Origin of the sequence: Micromonospora sp. DT231, assembly GCF_049847025.1 — a bacterium.
In the GTDB taxonomy this organism is placed as follows: Bacteria; Actinomycetota; Actinomycetes; order Mycobacteriales; family Micromonosporaceae; genus Micromonospora.
Genome location: NZ_JBNCNO010000005.1, coordinates 609,739 through 636,325, shown reverse-complemented (window position 1 = coordinate 636,325; position 26,587 = coordinate 609,739). Strand labels below are relative to the sequence as shown.

The window sequence follows — 26,587 nt, the reverse complement described above, 5'->3', positions numbered from 1 at the left end:
CCGGACCACCGGCCAACCCGTGACCAGGTCCCTGATCGCCTACGACCACTGACCCGACTTCGGACTTACTCGTCTAGTGGCAGCGTGACAGTGTCTGAGCGCGGATCCTCACCTCGATGCAGGCCCGGGCGGACGCGGCGGGGTCGGTCGGCTGGACGGTGAGCGTGGACTCGTCCGCTCTAGCCGCTCAGCGGGCGGAACCTCTCGGTCGCGCGTACCTGATGGCGGGTAGGCGACCTGCGTCCGCGAGCAGTTCGCCGAGTGGTTGGTTGACGGCTCACGCAGTGGTCCGACCTGAGCCTCGCCAACCAGCGGCGGCGCTCGCTCCTCGCACCTGAGCCGTTCCGAGCAGGTCGGTCAGTTTCGTTGCGAAAGGCCGTCGAGCACGACAGGCAGTGCCGTCCACGTCGCTGGTGACCTCGCCCCGTTGTCGGCTCGGCGAGGCCGCTATCCGACAGACACTGTGCGCACCCGTCGCGAGGTCCTACAACGGACCTTATGCCAGACAGTCAGACCGTCGATGCCTTCAAGTTCGTCGCCGTACGTCCGCCGCAACTGGTCGGGCAACGTGAGGCGGCCCTCGGCTTGATCACCGACCAGCGTAGAGCCCCCGGCGGCGGGTCGCTCGCCGGGCACGATGATGACGAGTCCACGCGGCACCAGGACGCGCGGTTGGCCGCGCTGGCCGAAGCGGCCCGCGCGCTGGCCGACCGCTTCGGCGCGCAGCCCGGCGGCGACCCGCTGGGCGACGCGGACGCGGAGCTGCGTGACGTGCTCGCCTTGGCCGACCGCGATGCCGCCGAGCTGGCCGGGACGGCTTGGGACGCGCTGTACCGGGCGTATCGTCAGGGCCCGGCGGCCGGACCCGACCTGGAGACGCCGACGGCGGCGCTGCGGGCACTGCACTTCGCCGCACTGTGGCGCGCCGACGCGGCAACCACCGCCGCCGACGCGGTGACCGCGCTGGGCGCCACTCCGGTTGTGCCCGCGGAGCTCGCGGTCGTCGAGGTGCCCGAGGCCACACGCTGGCGCGGCTCCGCCTCGGTGGCAGGGCACGCCGAGGTGTCCGACGAGCCGGTCCGCGCGCTTCTGCGGGAGGTCGCGGCGACCCGCACACTGCTGGACGCCGTACGGGCGAACGCCGCGCCGATCCGCGAGCGGGTGCTGTCGGAGGAGCCGACCCAGCACGGCGACGTGTTCCGCAACCGGATCACGCTGGGACGCGTGGCGAGCATGGCGCGGATATTCGAGGGCAACCTGTCCGAGGAAGCGCGGAGCGTCTCGGCCCGTCTACGGATCGGGGAGGCCACCGCGGTGCCGACGGCGACCGCGACCGCTCAAACGCACCTGAGCACGCTGCTGCGGAGGGTGGACGCTCTGCGTGACGACCCGGCGCTGCGGCGCGAGTTCCGGGCGCTGTCGGGCACGCTCGATCTGCACGACGTGGGCACCATCGCGCCGGGCCTGGACCTCCTTGGGATCTTCGATGCCGACCCCGACCCGGGCACCAGCCCCGACGTGGATGTCAGCGGCCGGATCCGGCCACTGGGCGTCGGCGACCTGAAGGTGGTCAAGCAGACCCTGCTCGGGTACGCCCCGGGAGAAGTGGCACACATAGAGAACGTGCTCAAGGGCGAGCACCGCGAGCGGGTGCACCGCATGCTGGACCGGGTCGAGTCCACGTACTTCGAGTCGTCGGAGGAGGTGAACGAGACCGAGCGTGACCAGCAATCCACCGACCGGTTCGAGCTGAAGAAGGAGGCGGACCAGACCGTCAAGGAGGACATGAGCGTCCAGGCCGGAGTGACGGTGACCGCCGCCTTCGGGCCGGTCGTCACCACCGCACACGGCGACTTCGCCTACGCGACATCCAAGCAGGAGTCGACCAGGAGCAGCTCGAACTTCGCCCGCGATGTGGTCGACCGCTCCGTCACGAAGATTCAGAAGAAGGTGAAGACCGAGCGCACCACCAAGACCTTCCACGAGGTCGAGGAGACCAATACCCACGGCGTCGACAACGCCCAGGGCGCAGCGCACATCACCGGCGTCTACCGCTGGGTGGACAAGCGCTACCGGGCGCAGGTCTACAACTACGGCCGGCGGCTGATGCTGGAGTTCATCGTGCCGCAGCCGGCGGCCTATTGGCTCGCCTCGCAGTTGCGGCCGAAGACCGTGGTGGGCGCTGAGCCGCCGATACCGCTCGTCAACGCCAAGAACCAGCCGCTGACCGCCGCCGACCTCAACGAGTCGAACTACCAGATGTTCGCCAGCCGGTACAACGCACAGGGAATCACCACGCCGCCGCTGGAATGGACGTACGCGGCGACGTCGTTCGAGCAGAGTGGCGTCGACAACGGCAAGACCGTATCGAAGATGCTCAAGGACCTGGTCGTGCCGGACGGTTACACCATGATCTACTACATCGCCAACGTGTCGCTGATCTACGTGGTCGGCGGGCCACGGTTCTCGATCCAAATCGGTGATGACGCCGCCGAACTCGTCGTCAGCACCGCGGTCAAGGAGGGCGGAGTGCACACCCTGGGATGGGCGCAGTCCGCGGAGACCTTCGACAACCCGACAGGGCCCATGGCGGTCAGCTGCATCGGGTACGACATCAACGCGTACTCGGTCAACGTCGGCATCAACTGCTACCGGAACCCCGCGCACCTGCAGGACTGGCAGAACAAGACCTTCGAGAAGATCAGCACAGCCTACCTGGCCATGAAGACGGCGTACGACCAGAAGGTGGCCCAGGCCGGCGCGCAGGAGGGGGCCGTGGTGATCCAGGGCCGCAACCCGGCCACCAATCGGGAGATCGAGCGCACCGAGCTGAAGAAGCTGTGTGTCACCATGATGACCGGCAGCCACCTCAGCGGCTACAACGCGATGACGGACCCGGCGGACGCCCCGGCGAAGCTGCCCGAGGTCGACGTGTACGAGGCGTTGGCAGAGGGCCCGATCATCCAGTTCTTCGAACAGGCCTTCGACTGGCCGCAGATGACCTACCTGTTCTATCCGTACTTCTGGGGCCGCAAGACCAAGTGGACCGAGGCCAGCAACCGCTCCGACATCGACCCGTTGTTCGCCCAGTTCAAGCAGGCAGGCGCGGCCAGGGTGGTGGTCCCGGTGTCGCCCGCATACAACCTGGCGGTCGCGTACTTCCTGGCTCGCAGCAGCCCTCGGCTGGCCGACCGGGTCTGGCTCGGCGGCGAGCCGCCAACCATCGACGACCCGCTGTACAGGTCGGTCGCCGACGAGGTGCGGGCGCAGACCGACGACCTGGCCGGCGCGTTGCCCGAGGGCAGCCCGTGGGAGTTCACCGTGCCGACCACACTTGTGTGGTTGCAGGAAGGCCCCGAACTCCCCGTCTACCCAACCTGACTCGGTGGCCATCGATCTGGGCCCCTACCGGCGAATGCTGACCTCGGCTCGTGTCGAGTTCGAGGCCGGCATGACCGGTGGCAGGGCGAGCGCCTTCGAGCTGGCCGTGCTGCGCGGCGGGGTCACCATCATGGCCGAGGATCTCGCTCGGCGGCCTGACTCCCTTGCCGCATACGAGCATCGCAAGGAGGGCGGTCTCTCCGGCCCAGAGCTGTGGAAGGTCAACGCACGGCGGCAGGCGGCAGCCCCGCTGCGCCGCCGTGAGCTGACCCCGGAGGCCTTCACCGCCAAGAACAACGAATACCTAGCGCTGATGCGGATGCTGCGCGAATGCGCCACCATGCCCACGCACCTGGTCGTCGATCGCCCCCGCAAGCGCGTACTGCTGGTACAGGAACACGACCGGGCGTCGGCGGTGCCAGGATCTCCGGTGCCTCCCGAACCTTCTGTTCCCGATGCCCTCGACGCCATTGCGGCGACCCTGGCCGCCTGGGTGATGGCGCACCAGGGCGACGACGACTTTCTCACCCTGCCCGCGGCCGAGGGTATGAGCCGGATGCTGGCACAGCGCCAGGACCTGCTGGTCACGCTGCGGATAGCCCAGCGGCAGCCCACCGACACCAATCCCTTCCCGCTGCCCCTCGAACACCGTCCGGCGGCGCTGGAGGTCGTCGAGTTCGGCATCGCCCTCATCCCGGTCGTCGGCACCGCGGTTGCGATCTTCGAGGCGACCTTCGGGTACGACATCTTCGGCTACGAGCTGACCGAGGTCGACCGGTGCATCATCGCCGGGGGAGTGCTACTGCCGTTCGCCTCCCGGTTCGTCAGGGGCGGTCGGGCGCTCTACACCGCGGCGCGGATGGAGCGGCTGTACGGGCGCGACGCCACACGGTGGAGCCTCGCCCTGGCTGCGGGGGAGAAGGTCAGCGAGGACGTCACTGGGCGCCTCGCCATCTCCGAGGCCCGGACCCTGATTGTGGCGGGAAAGAAGGTCAATTCGGCGCTGGCGGCGAGGGCCGTCAGCGCGCTGGAGAGGATGGGCGTCAAGCGGGGCAGCCCGCGGGGGATGTCCATCGCCACGTACGTCGCCGACTCGCTGAAGAAGCTCGTCAGCGGCACGGCGGTGCTCAGCGAGCTGGACCATCTGGCGCTGATGCGGGTCGTTGAGAAGGGCCCGAACATCAATCTGATGAAGGGGCAGCTGCTGGAGGAGTTCCTGGAGGCGCGGATCGCGGCGTGGCTGCGTGATCCCGCCGGGCTGCGTGCCCTGGGCATCCACATCCCGGCGCCCCAGACGCTGGAGTTCATCCCCGGCCACATGATCCGCGACGCGTCGGGACGCCAGCTCACCGACGGCATCCTGGCCCACCGGCAGAACGGTGCGCTGATCATCGTCGCCATCTTCGAGGCCAAGGCAGGTCGGCACGCCGCCCGGGAGTTGAAGATCGCCTCCGGCGGCATCAGTTCCCTGTCCCAGGCTGAGCGCGCCGAACTGCGCGCGTACGCCCGTGACGTGCTGCGCGCCCGCAACAACCGGGCCCGGCTGCGCGGCGAAAAATTCCCCACCAGAGCCGACGAGGTCGACGCGGCCCTGGACGGGATCGAGCGTGAGGTCGTGCTGAGCGAGGAGGGCGGGCAGGTCCGCCGCGACATCGAACGGCTGGCGGCCAATGAGGACGGTACCGCGGCGGTGATCCAGGTCGGTGAGGAGTTCCTGCCGGTGCGGGTCTCCCCGAAGGACACGAAGGTCTTCGGCTTACTTCCCAGGGATGTGCCGGTGGGGAACATGCAGGAGCAGCTCACGGGACTGGGCTACAACTTCGAGGTGCTCGGAATGAATGTGACGCAGAAGGAGCTGGTCGACCTGTCCAACAGCCTACGCATCCACGTGCCCCCGGAGCATCTGCTGGGCCCGGCTCCCCTGCTCCCCGGCGGCGTGCCCGGCCAGGCCGTCCCGGTGCCCGCCACCGGCCGGCCGAAGTAGCAGCCCCGCGCATGTCCGGTGCGGTGCGGCTCGCCGCGACACGTCACCGAGCGCGTCGTGGTAGGCGTAGGTGTTCCGGCCGACGCCGAGCCACTCTTCAATGGAGGAGACGTCCCGGTAGCGTCCCCAGTGCCAGCCGCCGGGCCTCGGACTCAGGCGGGCGGGTCGGCGGTGTCGAAGCGCAGTCCGCTGGAGCCCTCCCCGCGCCCGACGCTCTTGCGCCTGCCGAGCCAGAGCAGCGTGGTTCCGTCGATCCAGCGTGCGAGCTGGTAGGCGCGGGTCGCCCGGGCGCCTTCGCGGGGGACCTCCTCCTCGCGGAGCCTGAGGGTCGGGTCCTTGACCATCGGGGCCAGCAGCCGGCCCCGCGGGCGCAGTGGCGCGGCGGGCTGCTGGCGCGGGATGGCGCCGAGGCGGAAGCTCATCGACGGATCGGCGGGCAGAAGGCGTTGCGGCAGGAGCGGGAACCAGTGTGCCGGCGGGTCGGTGCGTAGGCGGTACGGCAGCGTGCCGGCGGCCGCCGGTGGTGGGTCGACGGGGGCCGCCTCGTAGGCCGCCTGCGCACGATCTGCCGGGCGGCCGTCCTCGCCCTCGGTAATCCGTTCGATCGCCCAGGCGAGGTTTGCCGCCTCGTCGCGCAGCAGCAGGACATCTTCCAGATCGCGGCCCTGAACGCTCGCGGCGAGCGTGGGCGCGAGCAGCAGGGCGGTGTCCGGCGGCCCGTCCGCGCGCGACAGGCCGAACATGCCCCAGTCGCCGGCCGGGGCGGTCGGCCCGACCGTGGTGGTGCGACCGAACGTGTCGCGCACGTCGAGCCGCGTGATCCGCACGACGCTGCCGATCGCGGCCTCGAGCGGGACGAGCAGCCAGTCGGCGCCGTAGATGAGCCCGAAGCCGGCCAGCAGGAGGCGTCCCAGGTCTTCGGGGTGCGCGTCGACCGCCCCGAAGTTGACGCGCCCGTCCTCGAACTCCCACAGCCGCGGAGCCGGCATGCCGGGGTAGGTGACGGCGGCCGGGACGACCGTTACCGGGCCGAGCGTGCCGCGCCCCACCGGCGGGACGGCCGGCGTACCGGTGGCGTCGAACGCGTGCCAGTCCAGCCGCCCGTCGGAGTACTCGGCGGCCTCGAGCGTGATGCCGTCCGGGGACGCCGTGCCGAACGCGTACTCCAGGCGGTCGGGCATCCAGGCGGCGGGCGCACCGGAGCCGGTGAACACGAGCGTGTCCATCCACGTCACCCAGGCCTGCGCCGCCGCGGTCACGGCGGCGGCGTCGGCCGCGGGGATCGCCGGGGCGGCGGGCAGCGTCGGCGGCGTCGCCCGCAGCGATGTCTTGAGGTCGCGGTACAGCTTCTCGCCGTCGATGGCGCGGCCCGCCACCATGGTCAGGAAGCGCCGGCTGGGCGAGTCGCCGGGGTCGGGTGTCGTCGCGATCGGATAGGCGGTGCGGTAGCCGCTCACGTACGTGCCGAGGCTGCGCGCGGCGAGCAGTCGCTCGAATTGTTGTCCCGCGCGGACGCGCATGCGCGCCGTCGGTGCGGCGTGGATGTCGTCGGCCTCCACGAGCGCCTCCAACGGCATCGCGATGGCCGAGTAGTTGCCGATGCGTGGGGTCGGCGTGAGCCGGCCGGGCCGCAGCTTGCTCAGCGGCGCGACCGACGCCGTGACCTGCGCGAGGATCGCGCTGCCGGCGTCGCTCGCGGCGAACTCGCCGAACTGCCACTGGCGTCCCAGCAGCCAGAGCGGGTCGTGGACGCGCGCCTCCAGGCCCGGCGCGAGCTCCGGGTCGCGGGCGGCGGGCTCCAGTCGGGCCCAGCGTGTCGGCTCGACGGTCATCAGGCACCCCCTTGTGCGACGGCCGTGGCGGCCACGTGCCCGAGGTCGGTGGTCACCGTGTCCGACGCGGGCGCGGAGGCCAGGTAGATCGCCGGCAGGTACTGCCCGAGCGGCAGCGGGGGCGGGCCGGGAGGCGGAGCCCCGGTGGGACCGGCGGCCAGCGCCTCGCCGTCGACCAGCCGCAGCCGGGCCAGCTCGAGTGTCTCCAGCACCGTCGCCTCGAGCGCGGACAGACTCCAGACGTGCGCCTCGGTCGGCGGGACGGCCAGCAGGATCGCCTGCGGCGCGCGGGCGTCGGGCTGGTCGACGTGGAAGCTGAGGCCTGTCACCTGCGTACGGTCGGGGACGACCTCGGTCCACTCGTCGACGACCAGCCCGGTGACGGACGCACCGGCGGCCGGCGGTGCGGCGGCGGCGGACTGCACGACGAGTGACAGCCGGCCCGACCCGATCGGCTGCTGGCTCGTCGCCGGCAGGCCGACCCAGCGGTCGCCGGCCCGCCGCGGCAGTTGGGCGACCCGCAGGCGCATCGGCTGGCCGCCGGCGGTGGCCTCGCCGTACATCAGCGCGGTTTCCAGCCGGGAGGCGCCCTCGCGTACGTGCGCGGCACGCTGCAGCCAGGTGACCGCCGCCAGCGGGTCGCCGCCCTGCAGCGGCGCGCTGTCGGCCAGCGAGCCCACGAACTCGGCCGCGGCGCTGGCGGTGACGCGCGGCAGCAGCCGGAAGTCGTCACCCAGCACGGCGGCGACCCGCGCGGCGTCGGTGCTCGCCGCCGCGACGCTCGCGGTACGGCGGTCGAGCTCGGCGAGGGCGGCGCCGGCCGCCTCCGGAGGCGTGCTGACGCCCAGCTTCGCGGCGCGGGCGAGGGCGGCTCGCAGCGCGTCCGGAGGGCCGCCGGCGAGCGCCGCGGAGAGCTTGGTACGCGTGTCCGCGAGCGCGCCGGTGGCGATGGCGGCCCGCGCGGCCAGGTCGGCCCGGTCGATCCCGGCGTCGGTCGTGGGTCCGGGCAGCGCGAGGTCGCGCGCGTCCAGCGGCCGCGCACCCTCGATCAGCTCGCGGGTGGCCCGCGCGAGCTCGAGGAACTCGGCGAGCGAAAGCTGGGCCGGCGTCCACGTCGGGTCGCGGTCCGGCACCAGCGGGCCGCCGAGACGGGCGCTCAGCGCCTGCTCGATCTCCGTCTGCCCGGTGGGCCCACCGGCTGGGGTCAGGGCAAGGGCGTCGAGCGCCGAGAGCTTCAGCACGCTCAGGTCGGTGGTGGACACTGTCGTCCCGGAGCGCACCCGAATGCGTACGCGGCTCGCCGGGCCGAGCAGGCTGCCCGCCCAGGCTTCGAGGGCCGGCTCGACCTTCGCGCGTACCTGGGTGGCGTCCGTGGGCCAGCCGCTGCCCGCCGTCGCGTCGGCGAGCGCGAGCAGGCGATGCGTGACGGCGGTGCCGCTGCGCGGCGTGCGGACGACCTCCACGTCGGGCGCGGTGGTGTCCCCCCGCGAGAGTGCGTCGACGGTGGCGCCGGCGCGTTGGGCGTTGCCCTGCACCGCGTGGTGGACGCTCTCGGCCGTGAGCAGGTCGGCGAGCGCGTCGACGGTGTCGTCGAGCGCGCTCAGCTCCGCCTCGACCGCCTGACCCTCCGGCGTGGTCCGCCCGGGCAGGCCGGCGCTGCCGAACGGGATCGTGGTGTCGTTCCACACGTTCGCGGCGATCCCCGCGCGCCAGCGCCGGCGCAGGCCGAGCCCGTCGGCGACGTTGTTCGCCAGCAGCGCCTCCGACACGGGCGGCTCATGTGCGCGCAGGTCGTCCACGTGCGCCTGGGCGGCCGTCACGGCGGCGTTGGCGGCGTCCACCGCGTCCTGCTGGTCGCCGACCTGCTGCTCCAGCGCGGCGACCAGCGCGGCGGAGGCCTGCTGCTGCGCGTGCAGCTGCGCCAGGGTCGTCGTGGCGGTGCCGACCGCGGCGTTCGCCGCGGCGACCTGGGGTTGCACCGCACTGATTGTCGCCTCGGTCGCGGTCACGTCGTCGCGCCAGACCAGGATCGAGGGAAAGCCACCGGGCCGGTGCTCCTGCAGCCACTCGAGGTGATTCTGCGCCGATTCCAGCTGCCCGCCGAGCGACGCCGCGCTGGTCTGCGCCGCGGTGAGCGCCGTCTGCGCGGACGCGACCCGCCCCTGGAGTCCGAGGTCGGCCGCCTTGGCCTGTTGGTCCTGTGCCTGCAGCCGGCCGAACACCTGGGCCGCCTCGGTCTGCCGGTCCTGCGCCGCGCTCAGGTCGTGCTCGGCCGCCGTCAGCGCGTCGAGGGGAGCGAGCCCCCGCAGCGCCGCGACGTAGCGGTCCAGCACGAGCTCGGGGTGGTTGTCGTGCAGACCGCGCTCCAGGCGGTAGCCGAGGACTGCGCCGAGCGGCTGGCCGGCTCGCACGCCGTCGAGCACCGAGAGCGCGACGCGCACGCGACGCGACGAGAGGTCGATGGCCAGCGGCGCTCCGGCGTCGGAGAGGTGGGCGCGGTGCCCGGAGCGCAACACGGCCGCGGTGGCCGCCTGGCCGAGTGAGGGCGCGTGGATGTAGCCCTTGCTCGCCGTCGGGGCGCTCGCCGGGCGGAGGTTCTCCACCACCCCGTACCCGCCGAGGCGTACGCCCGCCTTGTGCGTTCGCAGCGTCGCCAGGCGGCGCGAGGCCTGCGCGGTGACCCAGGCGTCGAGCCGGTGCGACGCGAGGTCCAGCACGCCGGCGGTCATCCGCGCGAGCGCGGCGCTCGGGACGGACAGCAGCTGGCGCAGCGCCCCGTGCACCTCCATCAGCTCGGTGAGCTGGGCGGCGGCGGGCGAGCCGGCGGCGCTGTTGACGGCCCGCAGCGCGTCGATGTGCTGGGCGAGGGTCTGGCCGGCCGCCGTGACGCCGTCCAGCGGCGCGGCGAGGCGCGTCCATGGCGACGGCGGCACCCCGGCGGCCAGGCCCGGCTCGTCGCCCTCTCCCGGCTGTGCGAGCCCTCGGGCGCGGACGATGCGCAGCGCGGCCGTCGCGTACGCACGCAGCAGCGCGTGGCGCAGCAGAGCGAACAACAGCGTGTTCGCGCCGGCCGGCGGGGGACCGGATCGCACGGTGTCGAGTCCGCTCAGGACGAGCCAGCGAATGTAGTTCTGGGCTGCGGGGACCGCCGCGGTCTCCGACGGCGCATCGGCGACCAGCGGGCCGGTGAGCGCGGCGAACTGCCTCTCGAACACGGCCACGGCGAGTGCCGGGTCCAGCGTCAGGCCGAGTGCCCGGATCGGCGCAAGGGCCTGGGCGACGCGCAGGACCGTGCCGAAGTCGGGGGACGGGCGGGTGACGACGCGAGCGGCATAGTGGACCGACACCGGGCTCATGGCCACGCTGCCGGCCAGCACCCCGCCGAGGTCCACGCCGGGCCGGACGGACGGCACCCGGTCCAGCGCGGCGCGCCAGGCGGGGGCGAGGCCGGAGAGCAGCGGCACCATCAGCGCGTCGAGGTCGGGCGGGTCGAGCAGCCGCCAGTGTGCGAGCGAGGTCGCGGCCAGCACGCCGTACGGCTGGCGGCCGACCCGCACGACGGGCAACGCGCCGCCGGCCGCCACGTTGGTCAGGAAGTGCCCGCGGGCCAGGGCGACGGCGTCGTCGGAGATCGGACCGAGCAGGTGCTCGAGCACGTAACCCCACGTCGCCGGCCAGAGCGCCACGCGCATCAGGCGCTCCAGCCCGACGGCGCCGCCCCCGGCGCCGTCGACGTGGCCGAGCGGGTCGGTGGAGATCCCGAGCGCGCGGGTCAGCACCGCGCCGTCCGAGTTCGGTGTGGTGAGCGCGGTGCCACGTTCGTTGCGTAGGCTCACGGCCGGGTCGTCGCCGGCGGGCGTCCACCCCGATCGCACGCTCTCGGTGTTGTTGGTCGGCGCGCCCGGCGGGATGAGCGAGAGTCCGTCGGTGTAGTGATGGGCGTCGAGCAGCGCGGACAGCCGCCGCGCGCCCTCGGCGCCGTCGGCGGTGACGCGGACGCCGAGCACCAGGAGCCGGTCGAGGCCGGTGGAGGCCGCGCCGAGCGGAATGCGCAGCGCCATGCCCCGCTCGATCGCACGATCGAAGTCCACGAGCCACTGCGCGGCCGGCCCAAGCGGGGCCGCCGGGTCGCCCGCTGCGGCGTCGTGGGGGTCCGGACCGAGGGCCAGGGTGTCCGCGATCGGACGCCCGATCGCCGCGATCTGGCGGGCGCCGCCGCGGTAGCCAAGCGCGACCCACCGGTCGGGCAACACGTTCGTCCGGGCCGCGCGTGTCCACGCCTCGGCGCGCTGGGGTGGCACCGGCGCCGCCGCGGCCTGGGCGATCCAGGCCGCCCGCGGCGACCCGAAGCGGGTCACCACCGCGCGCCAGGCCTCGAGGGTCGCGGGAGCCGTCACGCCGCTCGCCGTCTCCCGTTCGAGGTACGCCCTGCCCCACGCGAGCTCCTCGGCGGTCAGCTCCGGTTCGTGGGTGTCGACGTGCAGTGTGTCGGGATAGACGCGCACCAGCAGGTCGGTGCCGTCGAAGCGGGTCTCCAGCCGTACCGGCAGCAACGCCAGCGGTACGTCGGCGGCGAGCAGCGCGACCAGGTCGTCGGGGCTGTCGCCGGCGACGAGTTCGCCGCGCAGGCGCTCGACGTCGGTCGGGGCCGCGCCGGCGATGGCGGTGAGCGCGGCGCCGATCAGGGTGTCCCACTGCTGCCAGGCGGCGGTCACCTTCGTACGCTGCGTGGCGATGGCGGTGGTCAGCGTGCCGGGCAGCGCCTCGACCTCCGCCTGGCGCGCCTGCGCGGCGGCGAGCTGCTGCTGAGCCGCGGCGAGCTGCTGCTGGGCGCCGGCGAGCTCCGCCTGTGCCGCCTGAAGCTCGGCGGCCGCGGCGGCGATCGGCGCGTCGAACGCCGCCGCCGCGGCGTCCGCTGTCGCGGCCTGGTGGCGCGCGGCGAGCGCGGCCTGCTGTGCGTTGAAGGCGGCCCGTTGCGCGGCGGCGATCTGGGACGCCGACTCGTGCTCCCGCTGTACCTCCGCCAGCCACTCGAGGGCGCTGTCCCACCGGCTCTGCGCGCTCTGGGCGGCGCTGTCGGCGGCGGCCGCCGCGGCCCGGACGGGCGCGGCCTGCGCGTTGATCGAGTCCCGCGACTGCGTCGCCGCCGCCACCCGTGCCTGGGCCTCGCCGACCGCGTTCTGCAGCGCGGCGACGCGGCCGGGTAGCTGCGCGAGGTCGTCGCGCAGCCGCGCGCGATCGGCCTTGGCGGCGACGAGTTGGTTGGCCAGCGTGAGAGCGTCGGCCTCGGCCGCGCGGCCCGTGGCGCGCGCCGCGGCGATTGCCGCCAGGTCGGTCATGTGGTCCTCCGGGCAATCAGACGCGAGGCGTGCATGGCGATCCGGAACGGCTGCTGGAGGGTCACGAACGCCGTGTTGGCCGCGTTCTTGCCCCACTGGGCCTGCAGCCCGGTGGACGCCGACAGCAGCGGCTTGCTCACGTCGGCGTGCCCGGATGCGGTGACGGGCACGTGCGTCCAGGCCAGCGCGTCCGGGGTGCCCGGGACGCCGGGGCCGGCGACCTCGTCGAAGCCGAACCGCGGCTCGCCGGGGTACTGCTCGAAGACGAAGTACCAGCCCGGCGCGGCGAGGGCCACCTCCTCGCTCAGCCCGAAACCCACAAGCACGATGTCCGGCGGCAGCGCGGCGCGGAACATGGGCTGCAGCCGCGTCGTCGCGTCCAGCGCGCCCGCCCCGGTCGCCTGCGCGGCGTAGATCGTGGTGGTCGGGTAGCGGCGGAGCAACTCGCCGCGCACGAGCAGGACGAGCTGATCGCTGCCGCCCCGCACGTGCCGGCCGAGCGGCGTGCCGGCCCACTGGGCGATCGGCGGGATGTCGGCGAGCGCCTCGGCGTCGCCGGGCTGGCCGCTGACGTCCCAGAACTGGCGGAACGCCGTGCCGGTGAGCACACCGGGGAACTCCCGCCACAGCAACTCCCGGCTGAACTCGTGGTTCAGCCCGGCCAGGTACGCCTCGATGACCCTCGGCGTCGTCTCCAGCAGCGCCACGCCGTCGGCCTCGACGTCCTCGACGCCGGGGAGGAACAACCACGGCGCCACCCGCTGGAGGCCGTCGAACATCGGCTCGGGGAAGCGAGGCGCGATGGCCGCCGGGGCCAGCGGATCGGGTCGGGTCCAGGTGCCCGCGGGGGCGGCCACGCGGGCCATCGTCCGCGCCAGCACGGTCTTCTCGGGCGCGAGGCGATCGAGGAGTTGGGCGCGTAGCACGTCCGCGGAGATCGCCGGGCGGGTGTCCACGGTGGCCGGCACGGCGACGGCAGCTTGCAGGGCGACGGGGGACACGATCACCATGCCGGTCGGCGGCGCCGGCGGCGGCCGCTTCGCGACCTGGTCGACGGCGGCGAGCATGTCCACCGGGCCGGTCTGCGCGGCCCGGCGCGCGAGCGCCCCCTCCGGGCTGGTGAGACGGCGCATGGCGCCCGACGCGGCGGCCGCCGGAATGCGGCTGGCCTGCAACGCGTCGGCCACGGTTCCGCCGGCGAGCGCGATGCGGGTGTGCGCCGCCCGGGTCATGGTCACGAGCTGCGGCGGGGACAGCGGCGTCAGGTGCCGGTCCATGACCACGCCGCCGAGCTCGCGGGCCAACTGCGAGCCGCGCAGGACGGCGTTGGCCTCGGCGGCGGCACCGGCCTGTTCCCAGGCGCGGGCCATCAGGCGTTCCTGGCGGTCCCGGACGACCCGGGTGCCGGCGGCCGCGGCGACCCGCAGGCGCGGGTCGAGGTTGAGCTCGCGCAGCCAGGCCGGCTCCGCGCCGGCCGGCGGGAGCCCGCCAACCCCGGCCTGCACCTGGCCGTACGCCGGTGGCGCCAACGTGTCCGGCGCCGTCGTTCCGAGAAGGCGTTCGAGCGCCGACTGGAACGGCATCCGGGCGGTGTCCGGCCACACCGGGGGGTCGTCCGGGCCGGGCGCGCGCAGCGCGCTCTGGACGCCGATCACCCCTGCGGCGGGCAGGCCGCTGCCGGCGGCGCCCAGGTCGAGGTTCGGCGGCCGTGACGTGGTGGCATCCAGCGGTGCCGGGTGCAGCCTGCGAACCAGCGTCTCGAAGCTGCCCTCGCGCCCCGTCTCGAACTCCCAGGAGTCGTAGACCGGCAGCCGCAGCGGGCCGGTCGGTGTCGCGCCCCAGGCCGGGTCCAGTTTCGCGTCTTCCGGCACACGCATGCCGAGGCCGGCCTGGACGCCGACGGCGAACGCGGGCACCAGGCAGGCCAGATAGGCGGTGCCGGCCTCGAGCTTGCGGGCGCAGACAAGCCGGGAGCCGGCCCGGCCCGGGTCGGTGGCGAGGGCGTCGGCGGGCCGGACGCCGGGGGCGAGCCCGGTGATCTGCGCGTGCGCCCACGCCCAGGACTGCGCGAGATCCGGCAGCTCGGCGGCCGGGTTGTCGAGTTCCAGTACCGGCAGCGGGTTGCCGGGCCGCAGGCGGGCCGCGGCGCCGCGGCGGACCGTCACCAGCACCAGCCACGGACGCAGCCTCGTCCTGGCCGCCCCGGCCGCGGCGGGAGTGAACAGCCAGGGGAGGTCGGCGCGCGCGAACTGGACCTGTGGCAGGTAGCCGGGTTCGAAGCGGGTGGTGCCCGGTGCCGGGTCGCGGCGGACGATTTGCGCGGCGGTCAGGCCGGTCACGTCGCCCGGCCCGTAGAGGCGCACGGACACCGGCACGTCGCCGGCGGGGTCCAGGTGCAGCGACACGGGCAGGGTCACGCGCGCGGGCAGCGTGGCCGCCGGCTCGTCCGCGGCGGCGATCGAGCGGCCGACGCCGCCCTGGACCCAGGGCAGGAAGGTGTACGCGGCGGGCACGGGAGAGGTCATGCGGCATCTCGCAGGGCGAAGGCGGCGGCGGGGGCACTCGTCGGCGCGGTGAGGGTGGCGAAGACATCGGGTGGGAGCGGGAGCCGCTGGTGGCCGGGCGGCGTGATGTTCTCGGCGGTGACGAGGGCCTGTTCGTAGACGACGCCGACGGTGACGGGAGCGCCGGTGGTGTAGCCGTCGGCGCCGAGCGCGGCGCCGGAGGTCATCGCTTCGAAGGACGGCGCGGAGAGCTTCACGTCGTCGCTCATCGTCGTGAACTGCGCGGGCGCGAAGCGGTCCGGGAGCGGGGTGAGCGTGGTGCGGACGCCGCCGACGGTGGCCTGGGTGATGCGGAAGCGTCGAGCGCCGCTGGGGACTCCGGCGCCGAAGCGGTCCAGGGTGCGTTCCAGCGGAGCGACGCGTTGGCGAACCTGCAGCGTCGCCAGCGGGTGCGCGAGGATCGCCGGGCCGGGCTCCAGCCGGCGCAGCGTGACCACATCGGCGCTGGCGGGCAGCTGTGCGTTCCAGGAGCGCGGATCGGCGAGCGCCGCCAGCAGGAGCGGGCCGACGTCGACCGGGTTCGGCAGCGCGGCGGGTGCGGCGTCACCGACCGTGAGGTCGAACCCGAACGAGACGTCGAAGAACAGGATCGAGAACGAGGCGCGACCGTGCGCGTGCCACGGCCTCGGGCCGGTGAGGGTGAGCGCGAGATTGATCGAGAACAGGGTGTGGCTGCCGGCCTTGACCGCCAGCTTCGCCGCGATGTCGACGTGGAACGCCAGCGGCGAGAGGGTGACCAGCGCATCGAAGGCCAGGAAGCCGCCGATGCTGAAGCTGCCGGCGCGGGCGCCGACGTCCACGCGCGCGCCGAACTGCACCGTGTTGGAGGTCAGCGCGAGGTATGCCTCCAGCCGCAGTTTCGGGTTGTCCCCGCTCGCCAGCGCGACCGCGACGCGGTCCAGCGCCGGGAACCCCGGCGGCGCGGCGAAGCGCGGATGGAACCCGCCGACCGCCAGCAGGAAGGTGGGATTCGGGCCCCAGCTCATGCGCAGCGCGAGATCGCCGGTGAGCGCGAACTGGGCGATGCGGGAGTCGATGAGCGTCGCGTCGACGGCGGCGCTCTGCTGGTCGAAGTCGATCACGCCCAGCACGTCGACCTGGAGGCGCACCACCGGGTCGCTCTCCTCGGGCAGCAGCGCCCGTACCCGTCCCAGCGCGACCAGCCGTACCGGTGACGGCAGCTCCAGCACCAGCGCGAGATCGATGGTGATCAGCACCGGTGAACCCCACACGATCCGCGCGGTCGGCGCGAACACGTGCCGGCCCGCCGCCGGCGGGAACAGGCCGGCCAGACTCGCCATCAGGCGGGCCGGGTCGGCCTTCGGATCCGGCGGAGAGAGCACCGCGCCCAGAGCGCCCGCCTTGAGGCCGGCACGCAGGGCCTCGACGGCGACGGTGCGATGGATGCCGAGCAGGCCGCCGACGCCGACAAGCATGAACCCGAGCCCGAGCTGTACCGGCGGCAACTGCGCCGACACCAGCACCAGCAGCGAATAACCCGACGGGCCGGTCGTCAGCAGACCGACGGCGCGCACCGCGATCTGCTGGAACTGCAGCTGCATCTCGCCCGCGTACACCCCGCGGTCGGGGTCGAGGACGAGCGCCCCGCCGCCGGTCACCGGCCCGGCGTCCACGGTCAGCGCCAGCCCCGACGGTGGTGTGAAGCCGACGTGCAGGTCGGCGACCCCGAGGTTGCCACCCCTGGTGGGAAACGTCACGACCGCCGCCATGCCGACGCGATCCACCAGGGCCTGGACGGGACCGATGGACAGCCCCACGCTTGCCGACACCTCGGCCCGTAGTCCCGGGCCGCCGGCCTGCAGACCCAGATGGATCGCGGGCACCGTGAGCCCGTCGAGGGAGACGCCGACCGGCAGCGTCGCGTCGAGACCCGCGGTCCCGTGGAAGGTGAGGCCGCGCTCGCTGGACCAGCTGATGCCGAAGTCGAAGGCGCAGCGCAGCTCCCGCGGGAGGACCTGGGTGACGAATCCGTCGCCGCCCTTCGACGACAGCACCAGCCCGCCGCCGGTGACCTGGAGATCAAATGTCACCCCGGCCGAGCCGTCGGCGGCGAACGACCCACCGATCGACGCCTCGATGGTCGACGCCTCGAGACGGCTGGCACCCCCGATTCCCAGCAGGACGAATGGCTTCCCGGCGTCGGCGGCCGCGCCATGGATCTTCAGTGCGACGCCACCGGGTGCGGGCGGGACGGCGCCGGCCAGCTGCAGCCGCGCGGGCGGCAACAACATCAGGGCAAGACCTTCCCGGTACGCGCCCTGAAGGGCGAGTTCCACGCGCCAGCCGGGGGACGGCGCGGAGAGTGGAATCGTCGCCGAGTCCGTGGCGCTCGCCGTCAGCGTCGCCGCGAGCCCGGGCGGGTGTCGGTCGGTGCTGATGCCGACGGTGAGGCCGGACAGGTCGAGCCCGAGTGCCGGTTGGCCGGTTTCAGCGTCGAGCAGGTCGCCCGCCGCGATGTCGATCGCGTGCAGGAGTTGGCCCAGGCGCCAGAGGAACAGGTCCCACTGGACCGTCTCGGTCTCCCATCCATAGCCGCCTCGCAGGACCGCCTGCAGATCGGTGACGAGCGGAGCGAGACGGTCGACATGAGTGCGCCGCCGCATGACAAGCGCCGCCGTCGCACCGGTGCCGACCTCGACCACCGTCCGGTCGACGACGGTGAGGAGCTCCAGCACCGCCAGCAGCGTCGGATGACTGCGTTCGAGTTCGCCGACCAGAGCGAACTCGAACAGGCGCGGGACGAGTTCGGTGGCCAGGCTCGCCGCCGACGCCGCGAACGGGGTGGATGTGGCGGCTCGTGTGAGGTCGGCCGCGACGGAGTCCAGCGCCCCGGTCGCCGCCGTCACGGCGGCGAGAACGTCGCCGCCCGCCCGCAGCGTCAGCTCGGCGTCGCCCGCGGCGAGGCCGTCGTAGAGCGCGTCGAGCGCGGGCAGCAGCGCGTCGAGGACGTGCGACGCGTCGGTGAGCTTGCCCTGGAACACCGCATCGCCGGAAAGGTCCAGCGCGCCGTCGAGCCCGAGCTCCATGAGGAACTGGGGAAACCGTTTCGGCGTGAAGTTCTCGGGGAGGGCGGCAAGCGCCCGTCCCACTGTGTCGAGGAGTCGCTCGAAAGTCGATGCGTCATGCATCGCGCCCCTGTTCCCGCGCCTAGGGAGTTCCCGCGGTGATCTCCGCGTTCAGCCTTTGGACCGTGGTCACGTCGAATATCCCGTAACCCTTTTTGTCGACCTTGACGCCCAGATGGGTCTCGTAGAACCGGAAGACCAACCCGTAGCCGTCCGGGCACTCGAGGATCTTGTTCGACGGGCCGGTCTTCTTGCCCTGGCGTTCACACACCCGCATCATGAAGAAACCGGACCTCTCGTCGTCGCCCGAGGTCCCCGGCAGCGCGCCGAAGCCGGCCAGCATCGGGCTGGACTCGACGAACTTGAACGCGTAGCCCCGTGCCAACCGCCGCCGGAGGAAACGCTTCACGTCGCCGAACGTTCTGGAGAAGCTCTTGACCGTCTGGTCGGCCGGGAAGAACACCGGGGCCAGGCCCGGGTCGACGACCCCGTAGCGCGTGAGCCACTTGTCCTCGAACTCGAGCTCGACGACCGTATCGTCAGCGACGGCGGCTTTCCGCTTCTTCAGCAGCTTGATGACTTGCAGGAGCAGACTCACCTCGATGTCGAAGTTGCAGCCCCAGGCGCGCATGACGCCCCGAGAATCGAAACTGGCCATGAACCGGAACAGGCGCGAGATCGAGGTGACGGTGCCGTCGGCCGGCTCACCCATGGTGATGTTGAAGTCGATGGATGCACGTCCATCCTTGTCGGTGGTGTCCCGGAGCTTCGGATCTTTCCGGATATTGGAGCTGTTGACGAGGATCGGCCCTTCGATCCAGCCGTGGGAGAAGAAACTGACCTCGAGGACCGAGCCGTCCGGAGCGTCGTGCACCGAGCGATAGACGTCGGCGATCGACATGACCTGGTTCGTGGTGCCGTCCTGTTTGAACCGGGGCTGCTTCTTGTCCAGCTCGGTGTAGTCCGCAGCCACGTCGATGGCGCGGAACGGGCCCTTGCTCACGAAGACGGCGGGGTCGAACGTATCGCCGGTCCCGACGGAGCTGAGCGGCTTCCAGTCCCGCTCGGCCACCGTCGCCCGCTTGACCCCCTGGCCCGCGACGAACGCCCGGTCGATCACCTCGATCTTGCCGGTCTCCACGGAGAAGCGCAGAAACCGTAGCGTCGTGTCCACTGTGACCAGGGCATCCGGCTCACCCACGCTGCCGTTGATGGTCTCGATGCGTTCCCGGACCCGGCCGGTGCACATGCTCCCGAACGCGAGACCCTTTTCGCTGCCCCGGCCTTCGTAGTCGTACCCGGCCACCAGGACAAAGAACTTGGTCGTTGCCATCGGCGGCTCCTCCCCTCGTCGGCGGTGCGGCCGTCGGAGGTCTCGGGTGTCATCTTGCCCGGGGTGGAGCGGCACGAGCCATCCTGTCGCCGGTCGGATGGCCGACTCCGGCGCAGCGCGGCAACAAAGCCAGCCGTCGGCACGTGGCGTGCTCCGACGCCGTCGCTGGTCGCGCCGGCAGGGACGGCCGGCACCGCCCGCTTCGCGGATCTGCCGGCGGGTGAGAAGGACGTCGAGATCTGGCTCCCGCACACGGAGATCACCGGCGGCTGACGCTCGACGTCATCCGTGACGAACTCGCCCGGATCGTCGAACAGCGCACGGTCGACGACCCGAACCTGCACTACCTCGAGTCGACCAGCCGATGTGGTTACCGCGTTCGGCGCGAATTCTCAGCCGCCCCGTTCGACCCAGGTGCTGCGGGCCGCACGGACAAGCGAATAGGCGGTCACCGCGATCTTCAGGGCTTCGCTCTACGTCCGCACCCCGGCGGTCAGGCGGAGGCCCGGATTCATGCGAATCCGGGCCGTCCGCCGGGCGTCCGCCCGTTGACCAAGCCGCTTACTCCGGCAGGCGGATTGCCGGTGAAGTCAGGCGAAGAGGTTGCCGGTGATGTCGGCGTAGAAGTCGGCGGGATCGCGGGAGAGGGAGGCCTTGACGTTGGCGGTGGGCTTGTCAGCGATGACTTCGATCTTGCCTGCTTCCAGTCCGTCGAGGGCTTGGGCGACCACCTCGTGGGGCGCGAGCTTGGGGATGTCGAAGCCAGCCATCATGTCCGTGTCGGCGATCGCCAGCGCCAGGGCGGTGACCAGAGTCTTCTGCTCGGCCAACTCGAGTCGGATGCCGTTCGTCAGGGACCACTCCGCGGCCTTGGAGGCGGCGTAGCCGTTGGTGCCGGGGCTGAAGGTGTACCAGCTCAGCGCCGAGATGACGTTGAGGATGGCGCCACCGGCCAGCCTGGGCGCGAAGGCGCGGGTGACGTTGAGAGTGCCCCAGAAGTTGGTGTCGAGGTCGCGGCGGATGTTTTCCGTGGAGGGGCCGAGCAGCGGGGCTTCGGTGGAGGTGCCGGCGTTGTTGACGAGGATGTCGAGGCCGCCCACCTTGCCTGCGGCGGCCTCGATGGACGCGGGATCCGTGATGTCCAGCTGGAGCGCGATGGCACCGGGAATGTCGATGCTTTCCAGGCGACGGGCGGTCGCATAGACGGTGGCGCCCCGGGCGAGGAGGGCCTCGGCGAAGGCCTTGCCGAGGCCGCGGTTAGCTCCGGTCACGAGAGCTGTTGAGCCGTTGATTTGCATATCGCCACGCTAAAACCTCACGTTGACGTCAGGGGCAAACTTGTGCGAGGTGAATCACGCTCGCCCGTGTCGGCGGCGCTCGGCTCACGGCGACCCGGGTACGGCTGGTAACGCCCAGTCGGGCGGATCGGGCGTCACCGACCGCGCGAATGGGAGGCCGCGTCACTGCATCGCGGTGGCCGGGGGATGATCGAATGATTCGGGGCAGCGGAAGGTGTACAGCGAGTAGCCGCGCCCGATCTGCACGCCGACGGTGGCTGGGGACGCGGTCGGGTCTTCCTCGGATGGGCGCCAGCTGCAGTGCATGCCGTTCCAGTCGCTTGAGCCGACGGTGAGAACCAAGGTCATCGTGGTGCCACAGGCAGCACAGATCATCGGGTACGGATCGGTCAGTGACCAGTTCGCGTACCCGCCGACCTTCCAGCCTGGCGCCAGCGACAAGTCCCTCTGATAGTGGGGACGGCTCTCGTCCTCGTCGTCATCCCACTCGTCGAGCTGCTCGCGTAGGTCGTCGGGGAGCAGGCCGGCGTATTGGTACTCGCGGACCTGCTCGGGGTGAACCACGCACGGAATCGGCAGGTACGTGTCGCTGATCACCGGCGGTTCGGGAGGCGCTTCGAGTAGCGGGCCGACGGCGGAACTGTCGCGCCAGTGGAGAAAGACGCGCGGGCTGTAGTGCCGGTCCGAGTGGTCCACCGGGCACCACAGCACCTGGAGCAGATCCGTGCCGTCCGGACCGGCGTAGTCCGGGATATCTCGTCGGTACAGCTGCGCGACTGGAACCAACGGGATGGGGTCCTCGATCAGGTCGTCCAGGTCCAGAGCGTCGGCCGCACCGAGCTCGGCCCGCTCCTCGGCAGTCAAGAAGTCTCCGCCCGGCAGCGGCTCCCGAGCTTCTGCGGTCGCGAGGATCTGCCGCCTGCGGTGCAGGGCGGCTGGGGTGGTCAGGTTCCATGGCTCGTGCGCCCCGGCGTCGTCGCAGACCGGCCATACCTCGTCGGCCGGCCACAGCAGCGGTCCGCCGACCGAGCTGTCCACAACGGTCGGAGCGCCGGGTCGGGGATGCAGGCGGGTAGCGGTGGTGGAATGTTCCCGCAGTTCAGGGAAGAGCGCGGTGATGTCTAGGGGACGCGGAGGTGTGGTGCGGGCCATAGAATTGGATCTTATGGCCCACGTGCAGGTCCTGAGTTCCGGGATGGCTCACACCGGCCGGCGTCTCAAGTCGCCTAACGCCACCCTGCCGACGTGCTGTCGACAGACCTAGGGCGTTGCGGGCGAGCGGGCGGAAGTGTGCTGCGGGTCCGCCATCTGAGACGCCGATCCCACGAGCAATGTCATGAGGGCGGCCGGGGCGGTGGTGGTGCCGTCGAGGCGCGGACGACGAGCTCGACCGGTTGGTCGGTCGCCGGTGGAAGCTCGACGTCCGGCTTCTCGATGACCTGTACCAGCAGCGCGAGGCCCTGTCGCGCGACCTCGTCGAACGGCTGCCGCACGGTGGTGAGCGGGGGAGTGACGTAGGCGGCGACCGGGATGTCGTCGAACCCGACGACGCTGATGTCCTCGGGCACCCGGCGCCCGGCCTCGAGCTGCGCGCGGATGAGACCGATCGCCATGTCGTCGTTCGCGGCGAACACCGCGGTCACGGTGCCGTCGCCGGCCAGTTTCCGGCCCGCCGCGTAGCCGGACGCGGCCGACCAGTCGCCCTCGACGACCGGCGGCTCGTCCGCGCCGTGGGCTCGCAGCGCCTCGCGCCAGCCGGCGAGACGGTCCCGTGCCGAATACCACCGCTGCGGGCCGGCCAGGTGATGGACGGTCGGGTGCCCCAACTCCAGCAGGTGCTCGGTCGCGGCCCGCGCGAGCCGGCCCGCGCCGACCCTGGCGGTCACGACCTGCGGCGCGGTGAAGGTGGGCGGCGCGCCGAGGACCAGGACCGGCACGTCCACGCTGATGAGGCCGACGCCCTCGTCGATCGGCTCGGAGATGACGAGGCCGTCCACGCCCTGGTCCAACAGCGACGCCAGGGCGCTCGCGATGCCACCCGGGTCGCCCTCGATGGTGGTGGCCACCCGCAGCGTGTAGCCCACCTTCCGGACCGCCCACTCGATGCCCATGAGCCACGACGCCGGCCCGTACAGGGCGCTGCCGAGCGTCACCACGCCGATCGACCGGGTCCGCCCGGAGGCCAGCGCCCGGGCCGCCTGGTTGCGCCGGTAGCCGAGCTCCGCGGCGGCGTCCAGGACCCGCCGGCGCACGTCGACCGAGACATACGGCTCGTCGTTGAGGACCCTGGACACCGTCTTCTGGGAGACGCCGGCCAGCCGCGCGACGTCCACGCTGCGCGGCGCCGGAGGGCTTCCACCAGGCCTCGCCAGTCGCGTCACGGCACCTCCCATCGCCGGCCACAGTCCTGTATGATTGCGCAGTCATGTCTACGCAGTCAGACACTCACCGTTAAGAGCCCGCGACCCGCCCGTGACGCTGGCGAAGCACGTTCCTTGCCGACACCCTAACCCCAGTTTCGAACCGAGAAGTTCAGGCCGGGCCCGCCCGCCGACTTCGCCGAGGACCGCAGCGCTGTCCGCGCCTTGAGCGTGTCACGCCGCCGGGCGCCGCAGAGGCGAATCGGTTCGCTATTCGATCGGTGCGCATCGCTCAGCCGGCGAGACGGAATGTCTGAGTGCGATGCCTTGGCACTCCGAAAGGGGGCCGTATTAATCGGCGGCCGCTCGAAGCTTGCGAGGCGTCAGGAGCAGGAAGTAACCGTCTCGAAACCTTGACTTCACGCGCGCTGCGCCTTTTGATACAGGTCTATGTATCTGGGCCGCAACCATCCTTCCCGGATGGTCGGCGACGCCGGCAGATTTGTCGAATCGATTCGAGTCTCGGCCGTGAGGCTGTGCCCTGAACCGGTGCTGCGGAGCTGGCGGATGAGTCACAGGAGGTAACCGTGCATCGTACGAACGTCCACTGGGGTGGCCGATTGTCGGCGTTGGCCAGAGGGCTGGCCGCGACCGTGGCGCTCGCCCTGCCCCTGACGCTGGGCGGCCTGACCCTGACGACCCCCGGGTCGACCCTGGCCGCGCCGGTCGCGACGCAGAGTGTCGCGGCCGCCGGTGTTGACGGTGTGGCGGCCGGCAACGCCGCGGTCGCCTCGGTCGACCTGGCCGGGACGTGGAACTTCACGCCCGCGGGCCGGGGGGCGACCACGATCGCGGTACCCGGTGGCGGCTGGTACAAGCAGGGCTTCACCACCGTGAACGAGGCGGTGTACTCGCGCAGCATCACCGTGCCGGACTCGGGGCAGCCGCAGTCGACCTGGATCGAGTTCGGCGCCGTCAACCACCAGGCGACACTGTCGGTCGACGGCCGCGTGGTCGCCACCCAGACGACGGCGTTCACCCCTTCGAACTTCGACATCAGCGCATACGCGGCGCCCGGCACCACCCACACGATCACGGTGAACGTGAAGGGCCGCGGCGCGTTGAAGGCATCCAACGGCCGGTACCTGGTGCCCGACGCCGCCACGTGGTCCGAGGCGGTCCCGCAGGGGATCTTCGGGTCCGCGTTCCTGCGGGTGTACCCGGCGGTGTACGTCAGCGACACATTCGTACGTACGTCGGTGGCGAACAAGACGCTGACCTACGACGTGACGGTGCGGAACACGTCGGGCAGTTCCCGGTCGGTGACGTTGACCGGGTCGCTGTCGTCCAGCAACGGAACGGCCTTCAGCTACCCGGCACTGCCCAGCCGTACGGTCACCGTGGCGGCCCGCTCGACCGCGACCGTGACCGTCGGGCCGGTCGCGTGGAACCTCGACAGCACCTCGTACTGGTGGCCCAACGTGCCGTACCGGTCGGGGTACCGGGCGCAGCTGCACGGGCTGACGGTGCATGCCGCCACCGACGACGGCCGGACGAGCGACGCCGAGTACCGGTTCGGGTTCCGGGAGGCCACCCAGAACGGTGACTACTACTACCTCAACGGCGTGCGCGTGAACTTCCGCGGCGACAACCTCCAGGGTGCCGACTATGACCGGATCAACAACGGCGGCAAGGGCGACGCGTACCACACCCTGCCCGGCTTCCTGCCCCCGTCGTCCGGCAACGGCGGCTGGCCGCAGGCGGTGGACAACTACCAGCGGCTGAACTACAACGTGGTGCGCATCCACCAGGAGCCCGGAAGCCCGTACATGTTGGATGTCGCCGACGAGATGGGCCTGATGATCATCGACGAGGTCGCGATTCGCGGCTCCCAATCCTCGCAGGAGTGGCAGAACTCCGTCGGACGCGACAACATGATCAACCACGCCCGTGCGCTGGTCCTGCGCGACCGCAACCACCCCGCGATCATCCGCTGGAGCCAGAACAACGAGCCGAACCAGAGCGGCCAGGATTCCGAGCAGTTCGAGAAGGACCTGTACGCGGCGATGAACGGCGCCGACGGCACCCGGCCGATCATCGTCGAGGTGGGCGTCGGCAACAACGTCAGCCTGTATCCCGGGATGACGTACGCCAACTTCGCGGTCATCCCGCACTACGTCGACGGCTTCGGCAGGTACGGGGAGGGCCTGGTCACCGTGAACGGGCGGCCCGACGGCGAGGGCGAGTTCATCTGGCCGGCATGCAACAACAAGCAGGGCTTCGAGTGGTTCGCCACCGCAACTGCTGCCAAGCGCGGCAAGGGCGCCACCGACCTGCGCCCGTACACGCTGCTGTCCGCCTGGGCCAGCGTCGTGCCCGGCGTGCGGTCCACCGACTTCACCCCGGAGGAGGGCGGTCACCCCATCTACGGCGTCGACAACCTGCCCGACCCGTGGAGCAACCCGCAGATCCAGCGCGTGCAGGCGGCGTTCAACCCGGTGGCCGCGATCGACCTTCCCTACTGGTCCGCCTCCGGCAATTCCGACTCCAACGGCAACTTCCCGCTGGCGCAGGCCGTGCCCACCTACGCCCGCAACGCCACGGTGACCCGCAACATCACCGTGTTCAACGACGACCTCACCAACACCTCGGTGGGCTTCACCTGGACCGCTCGGCTCGACAGCCCCACCGGCGCGGTCGTCGCGTCCGGCAGCACCACCCTGACCGTCCCGCTCGGCTCACGGGTCACCCAGCCGGTGTCCTTCACCGCTCCCGCCACCGGCAGCCGCGTGTACCTGCAGCTGTCGACCGCCAAGTCCGGCAGCACCGTCTTCACCGACGCGGTCGAGTACCTCAACCTCAGTGGAAGCGGCGGCGGAACCGGGCCGGCAGCAGGCACCTACCGCATCGTCAACCGCAACAGCGGCAAGCCCCTCGCCATAGCCGGTAACTCCACCGCCGACGGCGCCAAGGCGGTCCAGCAGAGCGGCACCCCCACGTGGACCGTCAGCGCCACGCAGGACACGTACACCCTGCGCTACACCGCCTCCGGAAAGATGCTCGACGTCAACGCCGGCAGCACCACCCAGGGCCTGCAACTACAGCAGTGGTCGGCCAATGGCGGCGCGAACCAGTCGTGGTACCTGCGGCCCACCGGTGACGGCTACTACACAATCGTCGCCCGCAGCAGCGGACTGGTAGCCGATGTCTCCGGTGCCTCGACCAGCGACGGGGCGCAGGTCGTGCAGTGGGCCGCCAACGGCGGGACCAACCAGCAGTGGCAGTTCGTACCCGCCTGACCAGTGGCAGGGGTGAGCGTCACGTTCGGCCGCCGGTAACCGGCTGCCGATAGTCGCGCCGACTCGGGGGCACGGTTTGTGCTCCCGAGTCGGCCGCGATCCAATCACCGT

At 71.9% G+C, this 26,587-nt stretch carries 11 protein-coding genes; 3 read left to right on the top strand and 8 right to left on the bottom strand.

Annotated features, from left to right (window positions below):
* Positions 1-498: 498 nt before the first annotated feature.
* Together ACPXBU_RS16895 and ACPXBU_RS16890 are read left to right on the top strand one after the other, a co-directional pair.
* On the top strand, positions 499-3,381 hold the full coding sequence (locus ACPXBU_RS16895; protein ID WP_425758758.1) for a hypothetical protein: 2,883 nt from the start codon (positions 499-501) through the stop codon (positions 3,379-3,381).
* A gap of 4 nt (positions 3,382-3,385) precedes the next feature.
* Entirely contained in the window at positions 3,386-5,365 is a 1,980-nt protein-coding gene (locus ACPXBU_RS16890; RefSeq protein WP_425758757.1) for a pre-toxin TG domain-containing protein, read from the top strand.
* A 152-nt stretch (positions 5,366-5,517) separates the two neighbouring features.
* Here the strand turns inward: ACPXBU_RS16890 and ACPXBU_RS16885 are convergent, their stop codons facing one another.
* The 8 genes from ACPXBU_RS16885 to ACPXBU_RS16850 all read right to left on the bottom strand — a co-directional run bounded on the left by ACPXBU_RS16885 (position 5,518) and on the right by ACPXBU_RS16850 (position 23,198).
* Positions 5,518-7,197 carry a hypothetical protein gene (locus ACPXBU_RS16885; RefSeq protein WP_425758756.1) on the bottom strand — a complete coding sequence of 560 codons (1,680 nt, stop codon included), beginning with the start codon at positions 7,195-7,197 and terminating at the stop codon, positions 5,518-5,520.
* Positions 7,197-12,536 carry a hypothetical protein gene (locus tag ACPXBU_RS16880; protein WP_425758755.1) on the bottom strand — a complete coding sequence of 1,780 codons (5,340 nt, stop codon included), beginning with the start codon at positions 12,534-12,536 and terminating at the stop codon, positions 7,197-7,199. The genes ACPXBU_RS16885 and ACPXBU_RS16880 overlap by 1 nt, the downstream gene beginning before the upstream one ends.
* Positions 12,533-15,061: a hypothetical protein gene (locus ACPXBU_RS16875; RefSeq protein WP_425758754.1), complete on the bottom strand. Its 2,529-nt coding sequence runs from the start codon at positions 15,059-15,061 to the stop codon at positions 12,533-12,535. The genes ACPXBU_RS16880 and ACPXBU_RS16875 overlap by 4 nt, the downstream gene beginning before the upstream one ends.
* The gene (locus ACPXBU_RS16870; protein ID WP_425758753.1) at positions 15,058-18,249 is read right to left on the bottom strand and encodes a DUF6603 domain-containing protein; all 3,192 of its coding nucleotides are present in this window, start codon (positions 18,247-18,249) and stop codon (positions 15,058-15,060) included. The genes ACPXBU_RS16875 and ACPXBU_RS16870 overlap by 4 nt, the downstream gene beginning before the upstream one ends.
* Positions 18,250-18,268: 19 nt before the next feature.
* A complete protein-coding gene (locus ACPXBU_RS16865) occupies positions 18,269-19,519 on the bottom strand; it encodes a hypothetical protein (protein ID WP_393362308.1) in 1,251 nt (416 codons plus the stop codon).
* A gap of 590 nt (positions 19,520-20,109) precedes the next feature.
* The gene (locus ACPXBU_RS16860; RefSeq protein ID WP_425758752.1) at positions 20,110-20,817 is read right to left on the bottom strand and encodes an SDR family oxidoreductase; all 708 of its coding nucleotides are present in this window, start codon (positions 20,815-20,817) and stop codon (positions 20,110-20,112) included.
* A 162-nt stretch (positions 20,818-20,979) separates the two neighbouring features.
* Positions 20,980-21,969 (bottom strand): hypothetical protein, encoded by a 990-nt coding sequence (locus tag ACPXBU_RS16855; RefSeq protein ID WP_425758751.1) that lies wholly within the window; start codon positions 21,967-21,969, stop codon positions 20,980-20,982.
* A gap of 182 nt (positions 21,970-22,151) precedes the next feature.
* Positions 22,152-23,198: a LacI family DNA-binding transcriptional regulator gene (locus tag ACPXBU_RS16850; protein ID WP_425758750.1), complete on the bottom strand. Its 1,047-nt coding sequence runs from the start codon at positions 23,196-23,198 to the stop codon at positions 22,152-22,154.
* 566 nt (positions 23,199-23,764) lie between these two features.
* On the opposite strand from ACPXBU_RS16850, the gene ACPXBU_RS16845 reads away from it, so the two are divergent.
* Positions 23,765-26,476, top strand: a complete 2,712-nt coding sequence (locus ACPXBU_RS16845) for an RICIN domain-containing protein (RefSeq protein ID WP_425758749.1) — start codon at positions 23,765-23,767, stop codon at positions 26,474-26,476.
* Positions 26,477-26,587: the final 111 nt, after the last annotated feature.

What these genes read in the sequence shown, in the direction of transcription:
- ACPXBU_RS16855 (WP_425758751.1), bottom strand. Translation starts at nt 21,969, where the DNA reads ATGGCCCGCACCACACCTCCGCGTCCCCTAGACATCACCGCGCTCTTC.
- ACPXBU_RS16880 (WP_425758755.1), bottom strand. Translation starts at nt 12,536, where the DNA reads ATGACCGACCTGGCGGCAATCGCCGCGGCGCGCGCCACGGGCCGCGCG.
- ACPXBU_RS16885 (WP_425758756.1), bottom strand. Translation starts at nt 7,197, where the DNA reads ATGACCGTCGAGCCGACACGCTGGGCCCGACTGGAGCCCGCCGCCCGC.
- ACPXBU_RS16895 (WP_425758758.1), top strand. Translation starts at nt 499, where the DNA reads ATGCCAGACAGTCAGACCGTCGATGCCTTCAAGTTCGTCGCCGTACGT.
- ACPXBU_RS16875 (WP_425758754.1), bottom strand. Translation starts at nt 15,061, where the DNA reads ATGACCTCTCCCGTGCCCGCCGCGTACACCTTCCTGCCCTGGGTCCAG.
- ACPXBU_RS16870 (WP_425758753.1), bottom strand. Translation starts at nt 18,249, where the DNA reads ATGCATGACGCATCGACTTTCGAGCGACTCCTCGACACAGTGGGACGG.
- ACPXBU_RS16865 (WP_393362308.1), bottom strand. Translation starts at nt 19,519, where the DNA reads ATGGCAACGACCAAGTTCTTTGTCCTGGTGGCCGGGTACGACTACGAA.
- ACPXBU_RS16860 (WP_425758752.1), bottom strand. Translation starts at nt 20,817, where the DNA reads ATGCAAATCAACGGCTCAACAGCTCTCGTGACCGGAGCTAACCGCGGC.